The organism is Mucilaginibacter sp., from assembly GCF_025362475.1.
GTDB lineage: Bacteria > Bacteroidota > Bacteroidia > Sphingobacteriales > Sphingobacteriaceae > Mucilaginibacter.
In genome coordinates this window covers 71,165-88,179 of sequence record NZ_JANYGH010000029.1, presented here as the reverse complement: position 1 = coordinate 88,179, position 17,015 = coordinate 71,165, and the positions used below count along the sequence as shown (strand labels likewise).

Below are 17,015 nucleotides of genomic sequence, written 5' to 3'. Positions count from 1 at the left end.
TCTTATTTTTGTTATTGATAAATTGTAAAAAAGAAACACATTATGTATCCAGAATATTTAGTTGCCCCAATGCGGGAAGATTTGACCAGGGTAGGATTTAAGGAGTTGAAAGATGCCGACGCAGTAAAAAACGCAATTGAAAGCGAAGGAACTGTATTTGTAATGGTAAATTCTGTATGCGGTTGCGCTGCTGCTAACGCGCGTCCTGCTGCCAGGATTGCTGCTGCCAATGAGAAACACCCAGATAAATTTGTGACTGTTTTTGCAGGTATGGAAAAAGAGGCTGTTGATGCTGCACGTAACTACATGTTGCCTTATCCTCCATCATCACCGGCAATGGCTTTATTTAAAGATGGTAAACTGGTACACATTATTGAGCGCCACCAGATAGAAGGCCGCCCAGCACAAATGATAGCCGATAACCTGATCGGTGCTTTTGAGCAATACTGCTAATTAGCTTAAAGCCGATGGCTGAAAGCTGAAAGCTAAAAAGAAAGAATAAAAGAAAAGATCCGGTGTGAAAATACCGGATCTTTTCTTTTATCAATCGTTCCCCACTAATTACGGTTATACTGCAAATCCAGGGGGATTGTGACAGGATTTTTAGCCGCCATGCTACCGGGGGTAAGGTACACCAGCTTCAATTTACGGTCACCGGTTTTATGCAGGTACTCCAGCCTGAAAGGGTAAAACCCCTTTGTTAGCGGAAGTATGAATGATTTTCCGTCGCGATGTAAACTATCCGTAATTATCAATGGCTTATTACCGAGAGATAGTTTTGATCCGTTGTCGGCATCTAATGCAAAAATATAATAACCATCTTCCTTTGCTTCCAATAATCCATCAATAACCAGGGCGAAATTATTTTTCCGCGGAAGATTATTTACATCAAACTCTTTGTTTGTTATCCCTGTCTTCGTGGGTTTTACGTTTTTAAGATCCGGCCATTTATCCCACTCTCCCTCATAATAGGCAAAGTTAAACCCGCCCGGTTTTGCGTTGTTCTGCTTTGAAACAGGGCGAAGCGTTTTTTCGACAGTAAAATTACCCGTTGAGGTTTTATTATAGCGGTTACGCCTGGTGAAACGTTTAAAAGTAATCGTGGCGGCGCCGGTTAAAGTTATCTCGGACCGTGCCTTTGCAGATAAGATTGTGGGGGCTGTTCCATCAAGCGTATAACGCACTTTTGTGGTGTCGTTAAAATACCATATTTTAATGGGTTTGTCTTTCAAAACAATACCATTCATCGGGTGAAATTCAATAGAACCGATGGAGCCGGCATAGGTAAACTTTAACCCGTCATAAATGCTTTTAAGCCTTACCGAACTATGTGTTTCATCGGGATACATAAGAATTTTCCAGGTCAAACCTGCGGGAGCACTTTTTTGAAGGATGGTATCCATGGTATCAATCTTCATCGATTTACCATCCTTACCCTCCCGGCCGCTTATAAAAAGTGTGGTATTTGAACCGGCTAAGGCGGGCAGCTTACCGGCCGCTATTTTTGGCAGATAGTTATTATCCCACCAGAAGCTGGGGTCGACAGCAATATACGATTTAAACACTTTTGGCTCATTTAACAGCGCGTACATCACAAACAAGCCGCCCAATGAATGCCCCCAAAGCGTATTATCGCCATTGGAGGGGTATGTTTTATCAACATAGGGGATCAACTCATTTTTAATAAACCCAAGAAATTTGTCCGCCCCTCCCGATGTTTTCCAACCTTCTAAATGAGTTGGTGTAAGGTCTTTGTTTCTGTCGATACCCAAAACGCTTACAATTATGATTGGAGGCATATTGCCTTCTCCCTCTAAAAAGCGCTGAACCTCGTTTATTAAACCTGTATTCCAGTTGCCACCATCAAGCACATACAGCACATCATATTTATCGGTACTCCCCGGTTTGTATTTGGGTGGAATAAATACCTGTATAAGCCTTTCCTGGTTTAATATACCCGACTTCAAAGAGTCGAGCCTTGCATTAACGGGTATTCGAAGAACAGTATCCTGCGCTTTGGCCATGTTACCCAGGCTACCAATCATTGTTAGCAGGATCAAAAAAACGCGAATTGTATTTTTCATTTTTATTGCATTATTCGTTATTCGCTCCTCAAACTTTTTACGGGGTTCATCAACGCGGCCTTAATACTTTGGTAGCTTACCGTAAGCAGGGTGATCGTGATAGAACCGATAGCAGTCGCCCCAAAAATCCACCAGGAAAGCTCAGCGTGATACTTGTAATCTTTTATCCAACTTTGCATAAAATAGTAAGCGATTGGTATAGCTATCAGTAATGATATAGAAACCAGCACCACAAAATCTAACGACAGTAAGCGCCACAAACCAAATACTGATGCGCCAAGCACCTTGCGCACGCCAATCTCTTTTGTACGCTGCTCGGCCATAAACGATGCCATACCAAACAAGCCCATACAACTAATGAAAATAGCCAGCAGGGTAAAGAATCCCGCCAGCTTGCCAATACGCTCTTCATTCGCAAATTTTTGGGCGTACTCTTCATCTGTAAACTTAAAATCAAAGGGGCTGCCCGGGTTATATTGCTTAAATATAGGCTCAATTTTGCCCAATGCTTCGCTGGCGCTTATTTTAGGGTTTATTCTGATATCAATCAACTCACCTGCATAATTGATCATAAAAAACATGCTTGGTTTTACAGGTTCATAGGGCGATGACATTACCATATCCTTTATAACACCGATGACCTTAATACCCTGACTTCCGTTTTTTATAATTTCACCTACAGGGTGTTTCAGGTTCATGAATTTCACTGCTGCCTCGTTCAGTATTACACCCGATGAATCGCTTAAAATCGTTCTCGAAAAATCACGGCCATCGGTAATTTGCCATCCGGCCACTTTTCCAAATTCGGGGCTTATCGGTATAACTCCAAAATCATCCTGCAGGTTGGGATCTTTATCTTTCCAGCTAAACCCGCTGCTGTTTGACCATACCGCTGTTAACGGGCTGTTAGATTCAGCAACTTCAACTATCGCGCCCGATCGAAGCAGCTCATTCCTCACAGCGCTAAAATGTTTATGAATATCATCAGTATTCATACTAACCTGTATCAGCCCGGTACGGTTATAACCAATTGGCCTGTTTTTGGCAAACTGTACCTGCCTGAAAACGATGATAGTACCTATAATTAAAGTAACCGAAACAGTAAACTGCAAAACCACCAGTACCTTACGGGGAATAGACGCAAAACGACCAGCCTTAAATGTCCCCTTCAGCACTTTTACAGGCTGAAACGACGACAGGTAAAAGGCCGGATAACTGCCGGCTATTAACCCGGTTAGCAAACTAAAGCTTATACCTAACAGCCAAAACACCGGGTTGCCCCAAAGTATATACATGGTTTTATCAGCAACCTGGTTAAACCAGGGCAAAATAAGCTGCACAATCAATATTGAAAACAAAAAGGCAAATGAGGTGATCAATAGCGATTCGAGAAAAAACTGACCTATGAGCTGGCTGCGCAATGAGCCAACCGTTTTGCGAATACCTACTTCTTTTGCCCGTTTTTCGCTGCGGGCAGTGCTCAGGTTCATGAAATTAATACAGGCAAGCAACAGTACAAACACCCCAATAATACCAAACATCCATACAAATTGTATAGCCCCTCCTGTATTAATACCGTTTTTAAACTCCGAGTATAAATGCCACTTACTCATTGGATGTAAAAAAATGGCGGGTTTAGAAGCGAGAAATAACTTATTGGCGCGTTCGGCAATAATGGCATCCCATTTTATGTTTTTTATATGAGCAGATACCTTATCTATATGAGCATTGGGGACCAGCTGAGCAAATATCTGCCATGAATTATTATCCCAATTTGCAATATTTCTTTTTAGCCACGGCTCGGTGGTCATGTACAGATCCCATGGGGCAATAAAGGCCAATTCGCTAAAACTGGTATTATGGGGCATATCTGCATAAACGCCGGTAACCTTAACGTTCCATTTATTATCAATTTTTACAGGTTGCAACATGGGGTCGGCATTCCCAAACAATGCCTTAGCCAGTGATGCGGAAAGCAAAATAGACGATGGATCTTTTAAGCCAGAGCGGGTTCCCTTCAGCATTTTTAAAGTGAGCAGGTCAGGGGCTTCCGCCTGCATATAGTTACCCTGCTGCTTTAGCTTTTTATATCCATTTGCAATGATATGACCGCCTGTCCAGGTCGATAATACCACGTATTTAAAATCGCGTTTGTAATCCTGCTTCAGTTTTGCACCTAAAGGCAGGGGAATAGCGGTTTGCGTAAACACATTACCGTTAACGGTTTGATGCTGCATTACCTGCACAATACGGTCATGGCTTTGATAGTATTTATCATATGATAACTCATCCCATATCCACAAACCAATAAGCATAGCCACTGCCATACCCACCGATAGGCCGGCAACGTTAATAAAAGTATGCGCCCTGTTACGGGTAAGGTTTCGCCAGGCGATCTTCAGATAGTTTGTTATCATTGCTGTATTAGTTCATTGGTTCACTTGTTCATTAGTTCATTGGTACCTTTCTGTCTGCCCCAGTTCCTACCGCCGCTGTCTTAACTCTTAATTCTTAATTCTTTGCTGTTATTCGCTCCTCAAACTTTTCACCGGGTTCATCAACGCGGCCTTAATACTTTGGTAGCTTACCGTAAGCAGGGTGATCGTGATAGAACCGATGGCAGTCGCCCCAAAAATCCACCAGGAAAGCTCGGCGTGGTACTTGTAATCTTTTATCCAGCCTTGCATAAAATAGTAAGCGGTTGGTATAGCTATCAGTAATGATATAGAAACCAGCACCACAAAATCTAACGACAGTAAGCGCCACAAACCAAATACTGATGCGCCAAGCACCTTGCGCACGCCAATCTCTTTAGTACGCTGTTCGGCCATAAACGATGCCATACCAAACAGGCCCATGCAACTAATGAAAATAGCCAGCAGGGTAAAGAAACCCGCCAGTTTGCCAACACGCTCTTCATTCGCAAATTTTTGGGCGTATTGATCATCTGTAAATTTATATTCGAAAGGGCTGGCCGGGTCATACTGTTTAAATACAGCTTCAATTTTATGTAATGCTTCGCTGGCGCTTTTGCGGGTGTTCAGCCTGACATCAACTATCCCTGGAGCGTAGGGAATTATATAAAATATAGTTGGTTTTACGGGGTCATATGGTGATGACATAACCATATCCTTCACTACGCCTATAACTTTAAAATTTTTGTACCATTTAATGGTTTCGCCAACCGGGTGTTTAAAGTTCATGAATTTTACAGCCGCTTCATTCAGTACTATTCCCGATGAATCTGTTAAAATATCTCTTGAAAAATCGCGTCCGTCGGTAAGTTTCCAGCCAGCTGTTTTTCCAAATTCGGGGCTCACAGCAACAGTGCCAAAATCATCCTGTAAACTGGGGTCCTTATCCCTCCAGGTAAGACCACTATTATTGGAATATACTCCTGTTAACGGACTATCAGACTCGGCCATTTCAACTATTGCTCCCGACTGCAGCAGGTCATTCCTTACTGCTGTAAAGTGCTGATGAATGGCATCCGTTTTCATTTCTATCTGTATAAGGCCGGTGCGATCATAACCTATTGGTCTGTTCTTGGTGAATTGCACCTGTCTGAAAACAATGATAGTACCTATGATTAAAGTAACCGAAACCGTAAATTGCAATATCACCAGTACTTTACGCGGCAAAGCAGCAAAACGCCCGGCCTTAAATGTTCCTTTTAAAACTTTCACCGGCTTAAATGATGACAGGTAAAAGGCAGGATAGCTACCCGCAATAAGGCCGGTTACCAGGCTAAAGCCAATTCCCAGTACCCAAAACATCGGGTTGGCCCATAATACCTGCATGGTTTTATTGGCTACCTGGTTAAACCAGGGTAAAATAAGCAGTACAAGAAGTATGGAAAACAGGAACGCAAATGCCGAGATCAGCACCGACTCTACCAAAAATTGACCAATAAGCTGGCTTCGCAACGATCCTACCGTTTTGCGTATACCTACTTCTTTGGCCCGTTTTTCGGACCGGGCCGTGCTTAGGTTCATGAAATTGATACAAGCCAGCAATAATACAAATACACCAATAATGCCAAACATCCATACAAATTGTATGGCACCACCGGTATTAATACCATTTTTAAACTCCGAATATAAATGCCATTTGCTTATCGGGTGCAAAAACACAGCTGGCTTAAATGATAAACCCAGCTTATTGCCCTCAGCGGTAAAAGCATTCAGTTTCAAATCTTTTATCCTGGCCGATACCTTGTTTATAGCCGATACCTTGTTTATATCTGCATTGGGGCTTAGCTGTGCAAATAGCTGCCATGAATTATTACCCCATTTTGTAATGTTTGTTTTTTCATAGGTAGTCATGTACAGATCCCAGGGTGCAATAAATGCTATTTCAGCTAAGCTGTTATTATGCGGCAGATCTTCGTAAACGCCGGTAACCTTAACGTTCCATTTATTGTCGATCTTTAAGGCTTTAAACATGGGATCAGTATCACCAAAAAGGGCCTTAGCCAGTGATGCAGAGAGAATGATAGACGATGGATCTTTTAGCCCTGCTCGTGTTCCTTTGATCATTTTTAAGGTGAACAGGTCCGGTGCTTCGGCCTGCATATAGTTTCCCTGTTGGGTTAATTTTTTATCACCGAATGCGAGAATGTGTGCGTATGTCCAGGTAGATAGTACCACGTACTTAAAATCATTCTTATAGTCATCCCGCAGTTTATAACCCAATGGCATAGGTATATCCGATTGTGTGCCTACATTACCATTAAAAGTTTGATGTTGCATTACCTGCACAATGCGGTCATAATTTTTAAAATATTTATCATATGATAGTTCATCCCATATCCACAAACCAATAAGCATAGCCACAGCCATACCCACCGAGAGGCCAGTTATATTTATAAAAGTATGCGCTCTGTTACGGGTAAGGTTTCGCCAGGCGATCTTCAGATAGTTTGTTATCATCACTGTTGGTTCATTAGTTACTTGTTCATTGGTTCTGTCAGTTTGTGGAGCCTGCAATAACCCCACTTAACTTCTGTCTTGTTTCTTGACTCTTAATTCTTGACTCTATTCCGAGCGCAGGCTTTTAACCGGGTTAGTCAGCGCTGCTTTGATTGCCTGAAAGCTTACCGTAATTAAAGTAATGGCAATTGCCCCAGTACCAGATAGTGCAAAAATCCACCAGGATATTGGCGACCGGTATTGGTATTGCTGAAGCCAGCCACTCATAAAGTAATAAGCGGCAGGGATTGCAATAAGTAATGAAATAGCCACCAGCACCACAAACTCTGTTGACAGTAAACGCCACAGGTTTGCTACCGATGCACCAAGCACTTTACGCACCCCTATCTCCTTTATGCGTTGTTCGGCAACAAACGAGGCGAGCCCAAACAGACCAAGACAACTGATAAAGATGGCCAGCACCGCAAACACGGTAGCCAGGTTACCAATGCGCTGCTCGTCACTAAACTTGTGCGCATATTCATCATCATTAAACTTAAACTCAAAAGGGCTGCCGGGGTTATATTTTTTAAATACGGGCTCAATTTTGCCCAGGGCTTCGCGCATAGGCATTTTAGGGTTTATGCGCAAGGTGATGACGTTAACCCAGGTCGGATTCATGTGAAAAACGGTAGCGATAGTAGATTTATATGGCGATTCCATTACCATATCTTTTACCACACCGGTTACAACGTGATTTTTACCTGCCCAATGCATGATTTTGCCAATAGGGTTTTTAAGTCCGCTTAGTTTTACTGCCGATTCATTTAATATAAACGCCCCGGTATCTGTAGGAAAACTTCTCGAAAAGTCGCGGCCTTCAATTATCTTCCAGCCAACGGTTTTGCCATAATCATAAGTTACAGCTATTGTACCAAATGTTGGATCGAAGCCGGGGGCTTTACCAGCCCATTCAAAGCCACCATTGTTTGACCATACCTGGGTTGTTGAACTGTTTGATTCCGTCATATCGGCCACGGCACCTGTTTGGATCAGGTCGTTCCGCATGGCTTCATAATGGCCATAAATTTCGGGGGTGTTCATACCCACCGTAATTAAGCCTTCGCGGGTATAGCCGATAGGCCTGCTGCGCGCAAACTGAATTTGCCTAAAAACGATAATGGTACCGATAATGAGCACAATAGATACCGTAAACTGCACAACCACCAAAACCTTGCGTGGCAGCGAAGCGAAGCGCCCAACACGGAAAGTCCCTTTTAATACTTTAATTGGCTCAAAGGCCGAAAGGTAAAATGCAGGGTAGCTACCTGCAATAATTCCGGTAAAAAAGGTAAAGCTCAAAGCGGCTGCCCAAAACCAGGGGTTAGCAAATGGCATGGCAATTTGCTTATCGGCAAGGTTATTAAAATATGGCAGGGTCACTAAAACAACAACGAGCGTAACCACCAAAGCCAAAAACGCAAACATCAGCGATTCGCTCAAAAACTGTTTCACCAGTTGCGAGCGAACAGAGCCAATCGCTTTGCGGATTCCCACTTCTTTAGCACGTTTTTCGCTGCGGGCGGTGCTCAGGTTCATAAAATTGATACAGGCCAACAGCAATACAAACGTACCGATGATCCCGAACAACCATACCAGCTCAATACGGCCGCCAACTGCTTTACCATTTTTAAAATCGCTGTACAAGTGCCATTTGGCCATGGGATGTATTTGCATTACCTCGTCGTTCATTTTAAAATGAGGCTTGGTAATGTTCCTGATCTTTGCCGATACTTTATCAAAATCGGCATTCGCGTTCATCAGTGCGAATAAATGGCAGCCATGGTTATCCCATGCACCACTTTGCTTGTTCCACCAATTTGCCGGACTGCTCCAGGGCAGCATAAATTTAGTTGGATAAAAGGTGGTATTATGAGGCAGATCCTGGTAAACGCCGGCTACCTTCATATCGGTTTTGTTATCAATCCGTACTACCTTATTTATAGGATCGGCATCGCCAAAAAGGGCGATAGCTACTGATTGCGATAATACAAAAGATGAAGGATCTTTAAAGTTGGCATAGCTCCCTTTTATCATTTTTAATGAAAGAATATACGGCAGATCAGGTTCGGCCCACATGCCGTTTTGCGAGATTTTTTTATCGCCAACGGCCAGTATATGTGTACTCTCCCAGGTAAGGGCGGTCATTTTAAAATCGGCCGCGTATTTGGTTCGCAGTTCTGCACTAAGCGGCACCACGGTTGATCCGAAAGTTACCGTTTCACCATTGGCCGTTTGAGTGGTCATCAGCTGCGCCACATGATCATAGTTTTGGTGATACTTATCAAAGGATAGTTCATCCCAGATCCACAGCCCGATAAGCATGGCCACCGCCATACCAACAGAAAGCCCCGCCACATTAATAAAGGTATGAACCTTATTTTTTACAATGTTGCGCCATGCGATTTTTAAATAATTTTTTATCATCGTATTGATTTTTAAGCCTAATGCTAAAGGCCAAAAGCCTAAAGCCTTTTATATAATATAATCCTGTCCATTGCTTTTAGCTTTAAGCCTTCGGCTTTCAGCTCCTTACTCGCTTCTCAAACTTTCTTTCAGCCCTTCCCTGTTGCTTCTGTCTTGATTCCTGACTCTTAATTCTTAACTCTTTCCTTACTCGCTTCTCAAACTTTTTATCGGGTTAACCAACGCAGCCTTTATGGCCTGTACACTTACTGTTGCCAGGGCTATTAATACTATAAGTGCTCCCGATAGGGCAAACATCCACCACTGTATAGTAGTGCGGTAAGCAAAACCTTGTAGCCAGCTATTCATGGCATACCAGGCAATAGGCGTTGCGATGAGCATCGCCGTTATTACCAAGGCCAAAAACTCTGACGACAGTAACCCGAATATGGATGCTATACTCGCTCCCAGTACTTTGCGTACACCTATTTCTTTAATCCGCTGTTCGGCCGTAAACATGGCTAAACCTAACAGCCCCAGGCACGATATAAATATGGCCAGGAACGCAAATATGTTCGACAGGCGACCAACGATCTGTTCGCTCCTGTATAGCCTTTGATATCGCTCGTCAGAAAAATTATAGCTGAAAGCAAAATTTGGATTTATCTCTTTACAAAGTTTTGAGAGGGCGGCCAATGCTTCTTTTGTTTTGCCTGCCTGGGTGCGTACCAGGATATTTCCCCGACTCAATTTTCCCCGAACCGGGCGAATGATCAACGGGAGGATTTGTTTATGCAGCGATTGAAAATGAAAATCTTTTACCAGTCCGATTATTTTCCCTTTCCTCCCCCACATCGTTATCGATTTCCCAACGGGATCTGCAAAACCTAATTTTTGTTGCGTTACCTGGTTAATGATATAGTTATTGGAATCGGCAGGATAATCGGCAGAGAAATCGCGCCCAGATAACATTTTCAGCTTCAAGGTATGCACAAAATTATACCCAACCGCAATATTGGGAAAAGCCACGGTGTTGTTAGGGTCCTTCCCTTCCCAGGTAACGCCAATAGTACTATTATCAATAAATGTGGGGTTATTTGACATTTGGCTAACCGATTTAATACCGGGTATACCCATCGCTTCGTTTTTAAAAATATCGTATTTGGCACCCAAATCGCCCTCGATAGGGATATACACAAGGTTTTCACGATCATAACCCAGGTTCCTGGTTTGTATAAAGTTTATTTGTTTTGATACAACTATGGTAGCAATGATCAATACAGACGAAAGTATAAACTGCATTACAACCAGCCCCTTGCGAAACCATACCGCGCCGGCATCAAGCTTTAATGTTCCCTTCAGTACTTTAACCGGGTTAAATGATGACAAGAAAAGCGCCGGGTAACTACCCGAAATTAAGCCGGTAATTAGTGTAATTACAATTAGTTTAAGCCAAAAAGAAACCTCGCCAAAAGGCACAACTATTTCCTTTTGAGTAACCTGGTTAAATACCGGCAAAAGCACAGCAGTTAAAACCACAGCTACCACAACAGCCAGTACGGTAAGCAGTAACGATTCGCCAATAAACTGCCTGATCAACACGCCTCTTACAGCGCCCATTACCTTGCGTACTCCAATCTCCCGGGCCCTTTTAACAGATTGTGCTGTTGTAAGGTTCATGAAATTAATACAGGCAATAAGCAATACAAATAAGGCTATGATACTAAACAGACGCACATATTCGATACGGCCGCCGGTTATTTTGCCATCTTCAAAATTGGCGTGCAGGTAAACCTGGTCAAAACGCTGCAGGCCATGTTCAACACGATAACTTTTTTCCTGGGTTCGGTAAGTATCTAAAAAGTGTGTTATTTTCTTATCCACCAACACAGGGTTTGCATCCTTGCGTAGCATTACGAACGTTAAAGGTCCGCTGTTATTCCAACTTTTTGAACCGGGATTTTCGGCTAAATAGGCGTCCCAATTAATTACGTATTCAAATTTTCGTGAAGTGTTTTCCGGCAGATCCTTAAACACAGCCGTAACTGTAAAATCTTTTTTGTTTTCAAACCGGATGGTTTTGCCCATGGCCATATCGGGATTGCCAAAAAACATAGCTGCCATTTTTTGCGATATAGCCATGCTTAAAGGCGAATTTAATGCAGTACCTGCTTCGCCTTTTACAAGCGGGTAGCTGAACATATTAAAAATATCGGCTCCGGCAAAGGTGCCATCCACCTTCAATATTTTATTATTTACCCTAAAAGTGTGATCATCATTTCCATCCTCCATGTTAATGGCATATTCCACTTCGGGCAGTCCTTTTTTCAATTCGGCGCCCATCATGCCCGGTGTATCATAATTGCCATCTATTTTATGATCGTAGTATTCACGTTCATAAACTTTATATAGCCGGTCGCCATTTTGATGATAGCCATCAATGCTCAACTCATTTTGCACCCACAATAAAATAAGCAGGCTGCAAGCCAGACCAACCGAAAGGCCGGTAATATTTATAAACGAGTGCACCTTGTTCTTAACAAGATTGCGCCACGCTATTTTTAAATAATTTTTTATCATCGCGTTGGTTCATTAGTTCATTGGTTCATTGGTTTTGTCAGTTTGCTGAGCCTTCAATAACGCCACTTAACATTTGTCTTGATTCCTGACTCTTGATTCTTAACTCTTTCCTACTCGCTTCTCAAACTTTTTATCGGGTTGATTAATGCCGCTTTTATAGCCTGGAAACTTACTGTTGCCAGGGCTATTACCATGATGATACCCCCAGCCAGGGCAAATACCCACCATTGCATGGGCGTTTGGTAAGCAAAACCCTGTAGCCAGGCCCCCATAGCATACCATGATATAGGCAAGGCTATAAATAAGGATATCACTACCAATATTAAAAACTCCGACGATAGCAGGCTAAACAGCGAGCGTACACTTGCGCCCAATACTTTACGAATGCCAATCTCTTTAATTCGCTGCTCAGCGGTAAACATAGCTAAGCCTAACAGGCCAAGGCATGATATAAATATGGCCAGGAAAGCAAATGCATCTGACAGCTTGCTGATGATCTGTTCGTTTTGATACATTTTCTGGTACTCTTCATCCGAAAAGGTATAGGAAAAAGGGAACGAAGGGTTGAGCTGTTTACAAAGCTTTTCGATACCGGCCAAAGCTTCGCGGGTTTTGCCTGGCTGTGTACGTACCAGGATATTGCCATAACCCTCTTTTTCGCCAAACCTGATCACTAAGGGTGGGATTTGCTCATGCATCGACCGGAAATGAAAATCTGTTAGTACGCCAATGATCTTACCATGCTTACCCCAAAGTGTAAGCGGTTTACCTATGGGATCTTTATAATTTATTCTTTTCAAAGCAGCCTCGTTGATAAGATATCCGGCCGAGTCGGTACCGAAAGCCGTAGAATAATCGCGTCCCGTTACCATTTTTAATTTCATGGTTTTCACAAAATCGTATCCTACAGATGCCTGTGTAAACTCAATATTTACATTAGGATCTTTACCATCCCAGGTTACACCCCCTGTGCCGTTTTGCATATTGGTTGGCGTGGCGGTTATCCGGGTTACCAATTGAACGCCCGGCGTTTTAAGCGCTTCGTTTTTAAAGGAAGCGTATTTGGGTATAAGCTCGCCATCCATTGGGATATAGATCAGGTTTTCCCTATCATAACCCAGGTTTTTTGATTGTACAAAGGCCATTTGTTTTGAAACAATAATGGTGGCAGTTATCAATATTACCGATAAAGTAAACTGAAATACGACCAAGCCCTTGCGAAATATAGTGGTGCCGCTATCTAATTTAATTGTCCCTTTTAAAACATTCACCGGGTTAAAAGATGATAAAAATAACGCGGGATAGCTGCCGGATATAAACCCGGTAACAAGTGTTAACCCTACAAGCTTAAGCCAAAAATCAAACTGGCGAAACGGCAAATCGATCTCCTTTTGGGTAATTTCGTTAAATACAGGTAATAATAGCACCAATAGGAGCAACGAAACTATAACTGCCAATAAAGTGATGAGCATAGATTCGCCTATAAACTGTTTTACCAGTACAGAACGGACAGCGCCAACCACTTTACGAACACCTATTTCGCGTGCCCGTTTTACAGACCGTGCCGTACTCAAATTCATAAAATTGATACAGGCTATCAGTAATATAAAAACAGCTACAATAGAGAACAGGTGTACATATTCTATCCGCCCGCCTGTAATTTTGCCGTTTTCAAAATTACCATGCAGGTATCCATCGGCAAAAGGCTGCATGCCAAGCTCAAGAGTAAACGTGCCCTTTTTCTGATCTTTATTCAGGTTATCTAAAAAATGAGTCAGCTTTTTTTCAACTTTTGCTGGGTCGGCATCAGCCCGCAGCATGATAATTGTTGCCGGCCCGTTATTTCCCCATTGTGCAGCCCAGCTGTTGTCGGCCAAAAAGCTGGTCCAGTTGATTAAAAAATCGTAGCGCTGCGAGGATGTTTTGGGCATATCTTCAAAAACAGCGGTAACGGTAAAGTCTTTTCGGTTTTCGTAGCGGATGGTTTTACCAACAGCCGTTTGTGTGCTGCCAAAAAAAGCCTCTGCCATTTTGCGCGATATTGCTAAACTTAAAGGAGAACTTAATGCAGTTTTAACGTCGCCATGTAATAAAGGGATGGAGAACATTTTAAAACAATCTTCGCCCGCGGAGGTACCGCTCATCTTCAAAACCTTGTCGCCAACCTTAAAGGTATTATCGCCACCATAGGCTATCCCGGTGACGGCTTCAATTTCTGGTATCTGTTTTTTAAGTTCATCGGGCAGCAATCCAGGTGTACCATATTGTCCAAAAACTTTATTATCGTAGTACTGCCTTTCAAATACCGAAAACAGGCGTTTGCTATTTTTATGGTAAGCATCAATCTCCAATTCGTTTTGCACCCAAAGCAAAATGAGCAGGCTGCAAGCTAAGCCTACCGACAGCCCCGCGATATTAATAAAAGTGTGCGCCTTGTTTTTGATGATGTTACGCCACGCTATTTTTAAATAATTCCTGATCATGATTAGTTCATTGGTTTACTTGTTCATTAGTTCATTGGTGCCTTTCTATCGGCCTTCCCCACTTGCTTCCTGTCTTGATTCTTAACTCTTGATTCTCTCCTATTCTGTTTTCAAACTCTTCACAGGGTTTAGCATGGCTGCCCGGATGCTTTGATAGCTCACTGTTAATAAAGTGATTGCCATGGCGCCAATAGCAGCAGCAGCATATATCCACCAGGCCATGCCGGCATGGTATTGATAACCTTGCAGCCAGCCGTACATAAAGTAATAAGAAACCGGGGTTGCTATCAGTATGGCAATAATAACCAGCACCACAAAATCTGTAGACATTAAGCGCCACAGGCTAAATACCGATGCGCCAAGTACCTTGCGTACACCTATCTCTTTAATTCTCTGCTCTGCTAAAAAGGATGCCATGCCGAATAAACCCAGGCAGCTGATAAAGATGGCTAAACCAGCAAAACAAGCCGCCAGTTTACCGATGCGTTGCTCGTTGCCAAATTTTTTGGCGTATTCATCGTCAACAAAGTGGTATTCAAAAGGCTGTGAAGGGTTATATAGTTTAAAAACATGCTCTATTTTACCAAGTGCTTCTGTTGCACTAACTTTCGGGTTAATTTTTAACAGTATGGTAGATTCCGAATTTTTGGAGAGGTAGTAAATGAACGGTCTTACCTCTTCATAAGGCGAGTTTACAATCATATCTTTAATTACGCCTATTACCTTTAATTGATCGCCGTTCCATTTAATGGTTTCGCCAACGGCATTATTATTAAAGCCCATAAAGCGTGCAGCGGTTTCATTGATCACCAGGCCTGATGAATCCGTAAGGAACGACCGCGAGAAACCCCTGCCTTGCTTAAAGCTCCAGCCAATGGTTTTTTCATAATCATAAGAAACGCCTTCAGTCGGAAAATCAACACTCATATTAGGGTCTTTGCCCTTCCAGTCAAAGCCACTGCTGCTTAAGCTATATTCTGTTGGGGAGGCACCCGCTTCGGCCACAGATACAACGGCCTCGCTTTTTAGCAATTCGGCTGTTACCACATCCAGGTGCTTATGAATATCCTCATTAAGTACCGGTATAGAAACCAGGCCATCGCGGCTATAGCCGATAGGCCTGTCTTTAGCAAACTGTATCTGCCTGAAAACAATTATAGTACCGATGATGAGCGTAATAGATACCGTAAATTGGATTACAACCAGCACCTTGCGCGGCACGGCGGCAAAACGGCCTACCCTAAATGATCCTTTTAAAACTTTAATAGGCTCAAATGATGACAAGTATAATGCGGGATAACTGCCGGCAATTAACCCGGTAAATAAGCTAAAGCCCACAACCATTAACCAAAACAAAGGGCTGCTCCACAAAACAGACATGCTTTTATCAGATACCGAATTAAAAAATGGCAAACTGAGCTGAACCAACAATATGGATAAGGCAAGCGCCAATACCACAAATAATAGCGACTCGCTAAAAAACTGGTAAATGAGCTGGCTGCGTAATGAGCCGATTGCCTTGCGGATCCCTACCTCTTTGGCTCGTTTTTCACTACGGGCAGTACTCAGGTTCATAAAATTGATGCATGCCAGCAGCAATACAAACACCCCAATAATACCAAACAACCAAACGTATTTAACCCGACCACCAATGTTTACACCATTTTTAAAATCGCTGTATAAATGCCATTTGCTCATCGGGTGTAAAAATAGCTGGGGCTTCTTTTTGGCCAGTTCGGTATTGAGGTTGCGCAATTTGGCATCCTTTATTTTTAGCGATACATCGGCAAAGCTGGTATTATCAATCAATTGAACAAATATCTGGAAGGCATTTGGCCGCCATGGGTCGGCAGCTGTACGCACCCATTCGGTGTTATTAAAATAGAGTTGCCATGGCGCAATGAACGAGACATCGGCAAAGGTTGAGTTACGGGGCAAATCCTCATAAACCCCGGTTACTTTTACATCGAGCTTGTTATCAATCTTTAAAACTTTGTTCATCGGATCGGCATCACCAAAATAGGCTTTGGCATTTGATGCGGATATTAAAACCGAGTAAGGATCTTTAAGCCCATCGCGGGTTCCCTTTAACATTTTAAGTGTAAGCATTTCGGGCGCTTGCGGCTCAAAATAAACGCCCCTTTTATTCAGCTTTTTATCGCCTAAACTTAACAGGTGATTGCCCAAACCGGCGGCCATTGCCACAGCTTTAAAATTACTGCCGTAGTTTTTGCGCAGTTCGTTAGCCAATGGGTAGGGCGTAGCTGCCCAGGTATCGATGTTGCCGTTATTTTTTAAATTTTGCTCAACCAGGGCAATGCGGTTATAGTTTTGGTGATATTGATCAAACGATAATTCGTCCCAGATCCATAGCCCGATAAGGATAGCCACAGCCATACCAACAGATAGGCCCGCGATATTAATAAATGAGTTAACTTTATTTTTTATAAGGTTACGCCAGGCTGTTTTTAAATAGTTTTTTATCATAATAT

At 42.7% G+C, this 17,015-nt stretch carries 8 protein-coding genes; 1 reads left to right on the top strand and 7 read right to left on the bottom strand.

The window, feature by feature from the left end:
- Positions 1-42: 42 nt before the first annotated feature.
- Positions 43-453, top strand: a complete 411-nt coding sequence (locus tag Q0R88_RS10860; RefSeq protein ID WP_295715956.1) for a BrxA/BrxB family bacilliredoxin — start codon at positions 43-45, stop codon at positions 451-453.
- 104 nt (positions 454-557) lie between these two features.
- Here the strand turns inward: Q0R88_RS10860 and Q0R88_RS10855 are convergent, their stop codons facing one another.
- From Q0R88_RS10855 to Q0R88_RS10825, 7 genes are all read right to left on the bottom strand, one after another.
- Positions 558-2,084 (bottom strand): alpha/beta hydrolase-fold protein, encoded by a 1,527-nt coding sequence (locus Q0R88_RS10855; protein WP_295715954.1) that lies wholly within the window; start codon positions 2,082-2,084, stop codon positions 558-560.
- Positions 2,085-2,101: 17 nt separating this feature from the next.
- A complete protein-coding gene (locus Q0R88_RS10850; RefSeq protein ID WP_295715951.1) occupies positions 2,102-4,501 on the bottom strand; it encodes an ABC transporter permease in 2,400 nt (799 codons plus the stop codon).
- Positions 4,502-4,609: 108 nt separating this feature from the next.
- Positions 4,610-7,015: an ABC transporter permease gene (locus Q0R88_RS10845; RefSeq protein ID WP_295715949.1), complete on the bottom strand. Its 2,406-nt coding sequence runs from the start codon at positions 7,013-7,015 to the stop codon at positions 4,610-4,612.
- A 105-nt stretch (positions 7,016-7,120) separates the two neighbouring features.
- The gene (locus tag Q0R88_RS10840; RefSeq protein ID WP_295715947.1) at positions 7,121-9,481 is read right to left on the bottom strand and encodes an ABC transporter permease; all 2,361 of its coding nucleotides are present in this window, start codon (positions 9,479-9,481) and stop codon (positions 7,121-7,123) included.
- Between the two features lie 186 nt (positions 9,482-9,667).
- Entirely contained in the window at positions 9,668-12,040 is a 2,373-nt protein-coding gene (locus Q0R88_RS10835) for an ABC transporter permease (protein WP_295715945.1), read from the bottom strand.
- 110 nt (positions 12,041-12,150) lie between these two features.
- Complete coding sequence (locus tag Q0R88_RS10830; protein WP_295715942.1) at positions 12,151-14,523, bottom strand: ABC transporter permease; 2,373 nt, start codon at positions 14,521-14,523, stop codon at positions 12,151-12,153.
- A gap of 99 nt (positions 14,524-14,622) precedes the next feature.
- The gene (locus tag Q0R88_RS10825) at positions 14,623-17,010 is read right to left on the bottom strand and encodes an ABC transporter permease (protein ID WP_295715940.1); all 2,388 of its coding nucleotides are present in this window, start codon (positions 17,008-17,010) and stop codon (positions 14,623-14,625) included.
- Positions 17,011-17,015 lie beyond the last annotated feature (5 nt).

What these genes read in the sequence shown, in the direction of transcription:
- Q0R88_RS10855 (WP_295715954.1), bottom strand. Translation starts at nt 2,084, where the DNA reads ATGAAAAATACAATTCGCGTTTTTTTGATCCTGCTAACAATGATTGGT.
- Q0R88_RS10830 (WP_295715942.1), bottom strand. Translation starts at nt 14,523, where the DNA reads ATGATCAGGAATTATTTAAAAATAGCGTGGCGTAACATCATCAAAAAC.
- Q0R88_RS10835 (WP_295715945.1), bottom strand. Translation starts at nt 12,040, where the DNA reads ATGATAAAAAATTATTTAAAAATAGCGTGGCGCAATCTTGTTAAGAAC.
- Q0R88_RS10825 (WP_295715940.1), bottom strand. Translation starts at nt 17,010, where the DNA reads ATGATAAAAAACTATTTAAAAACAGCCTGGCGTAACCTTATAAAAAAT.
- Q0R88_RS10850 (WP_295715951.1), bottom strand. Translation starts at nt 4,501, where the DNA reads ATGATAACAAACTATCTGAAGATCGCCTGGCGAAACCTTACCCGTAAC.
- Q0R88_RS10845 (WP_295715949.1), bottom strand. Translation starts at nt 7,015, where the DNA reads ATGATAACAAACTATCTGAAGATCGCCTGGCGAAACCTTACCCGTAAC.
- Q0R88_RS10840 (WP_295715947.1), bottom strand. Translation starts at nt 9,481, where the DNA reads ATGATAAAAAATTATTTAAAAATCGCATGGCGCAACATTGTAAAAAAT.
- Q0R88_RS10860 (WP_295715956.1), top strand. Translation starts at nt 43, where the DNA reads ATGTATCCAGAATATTTAGTTGCCCCAATGCGGGAAGATTTGACCAGG.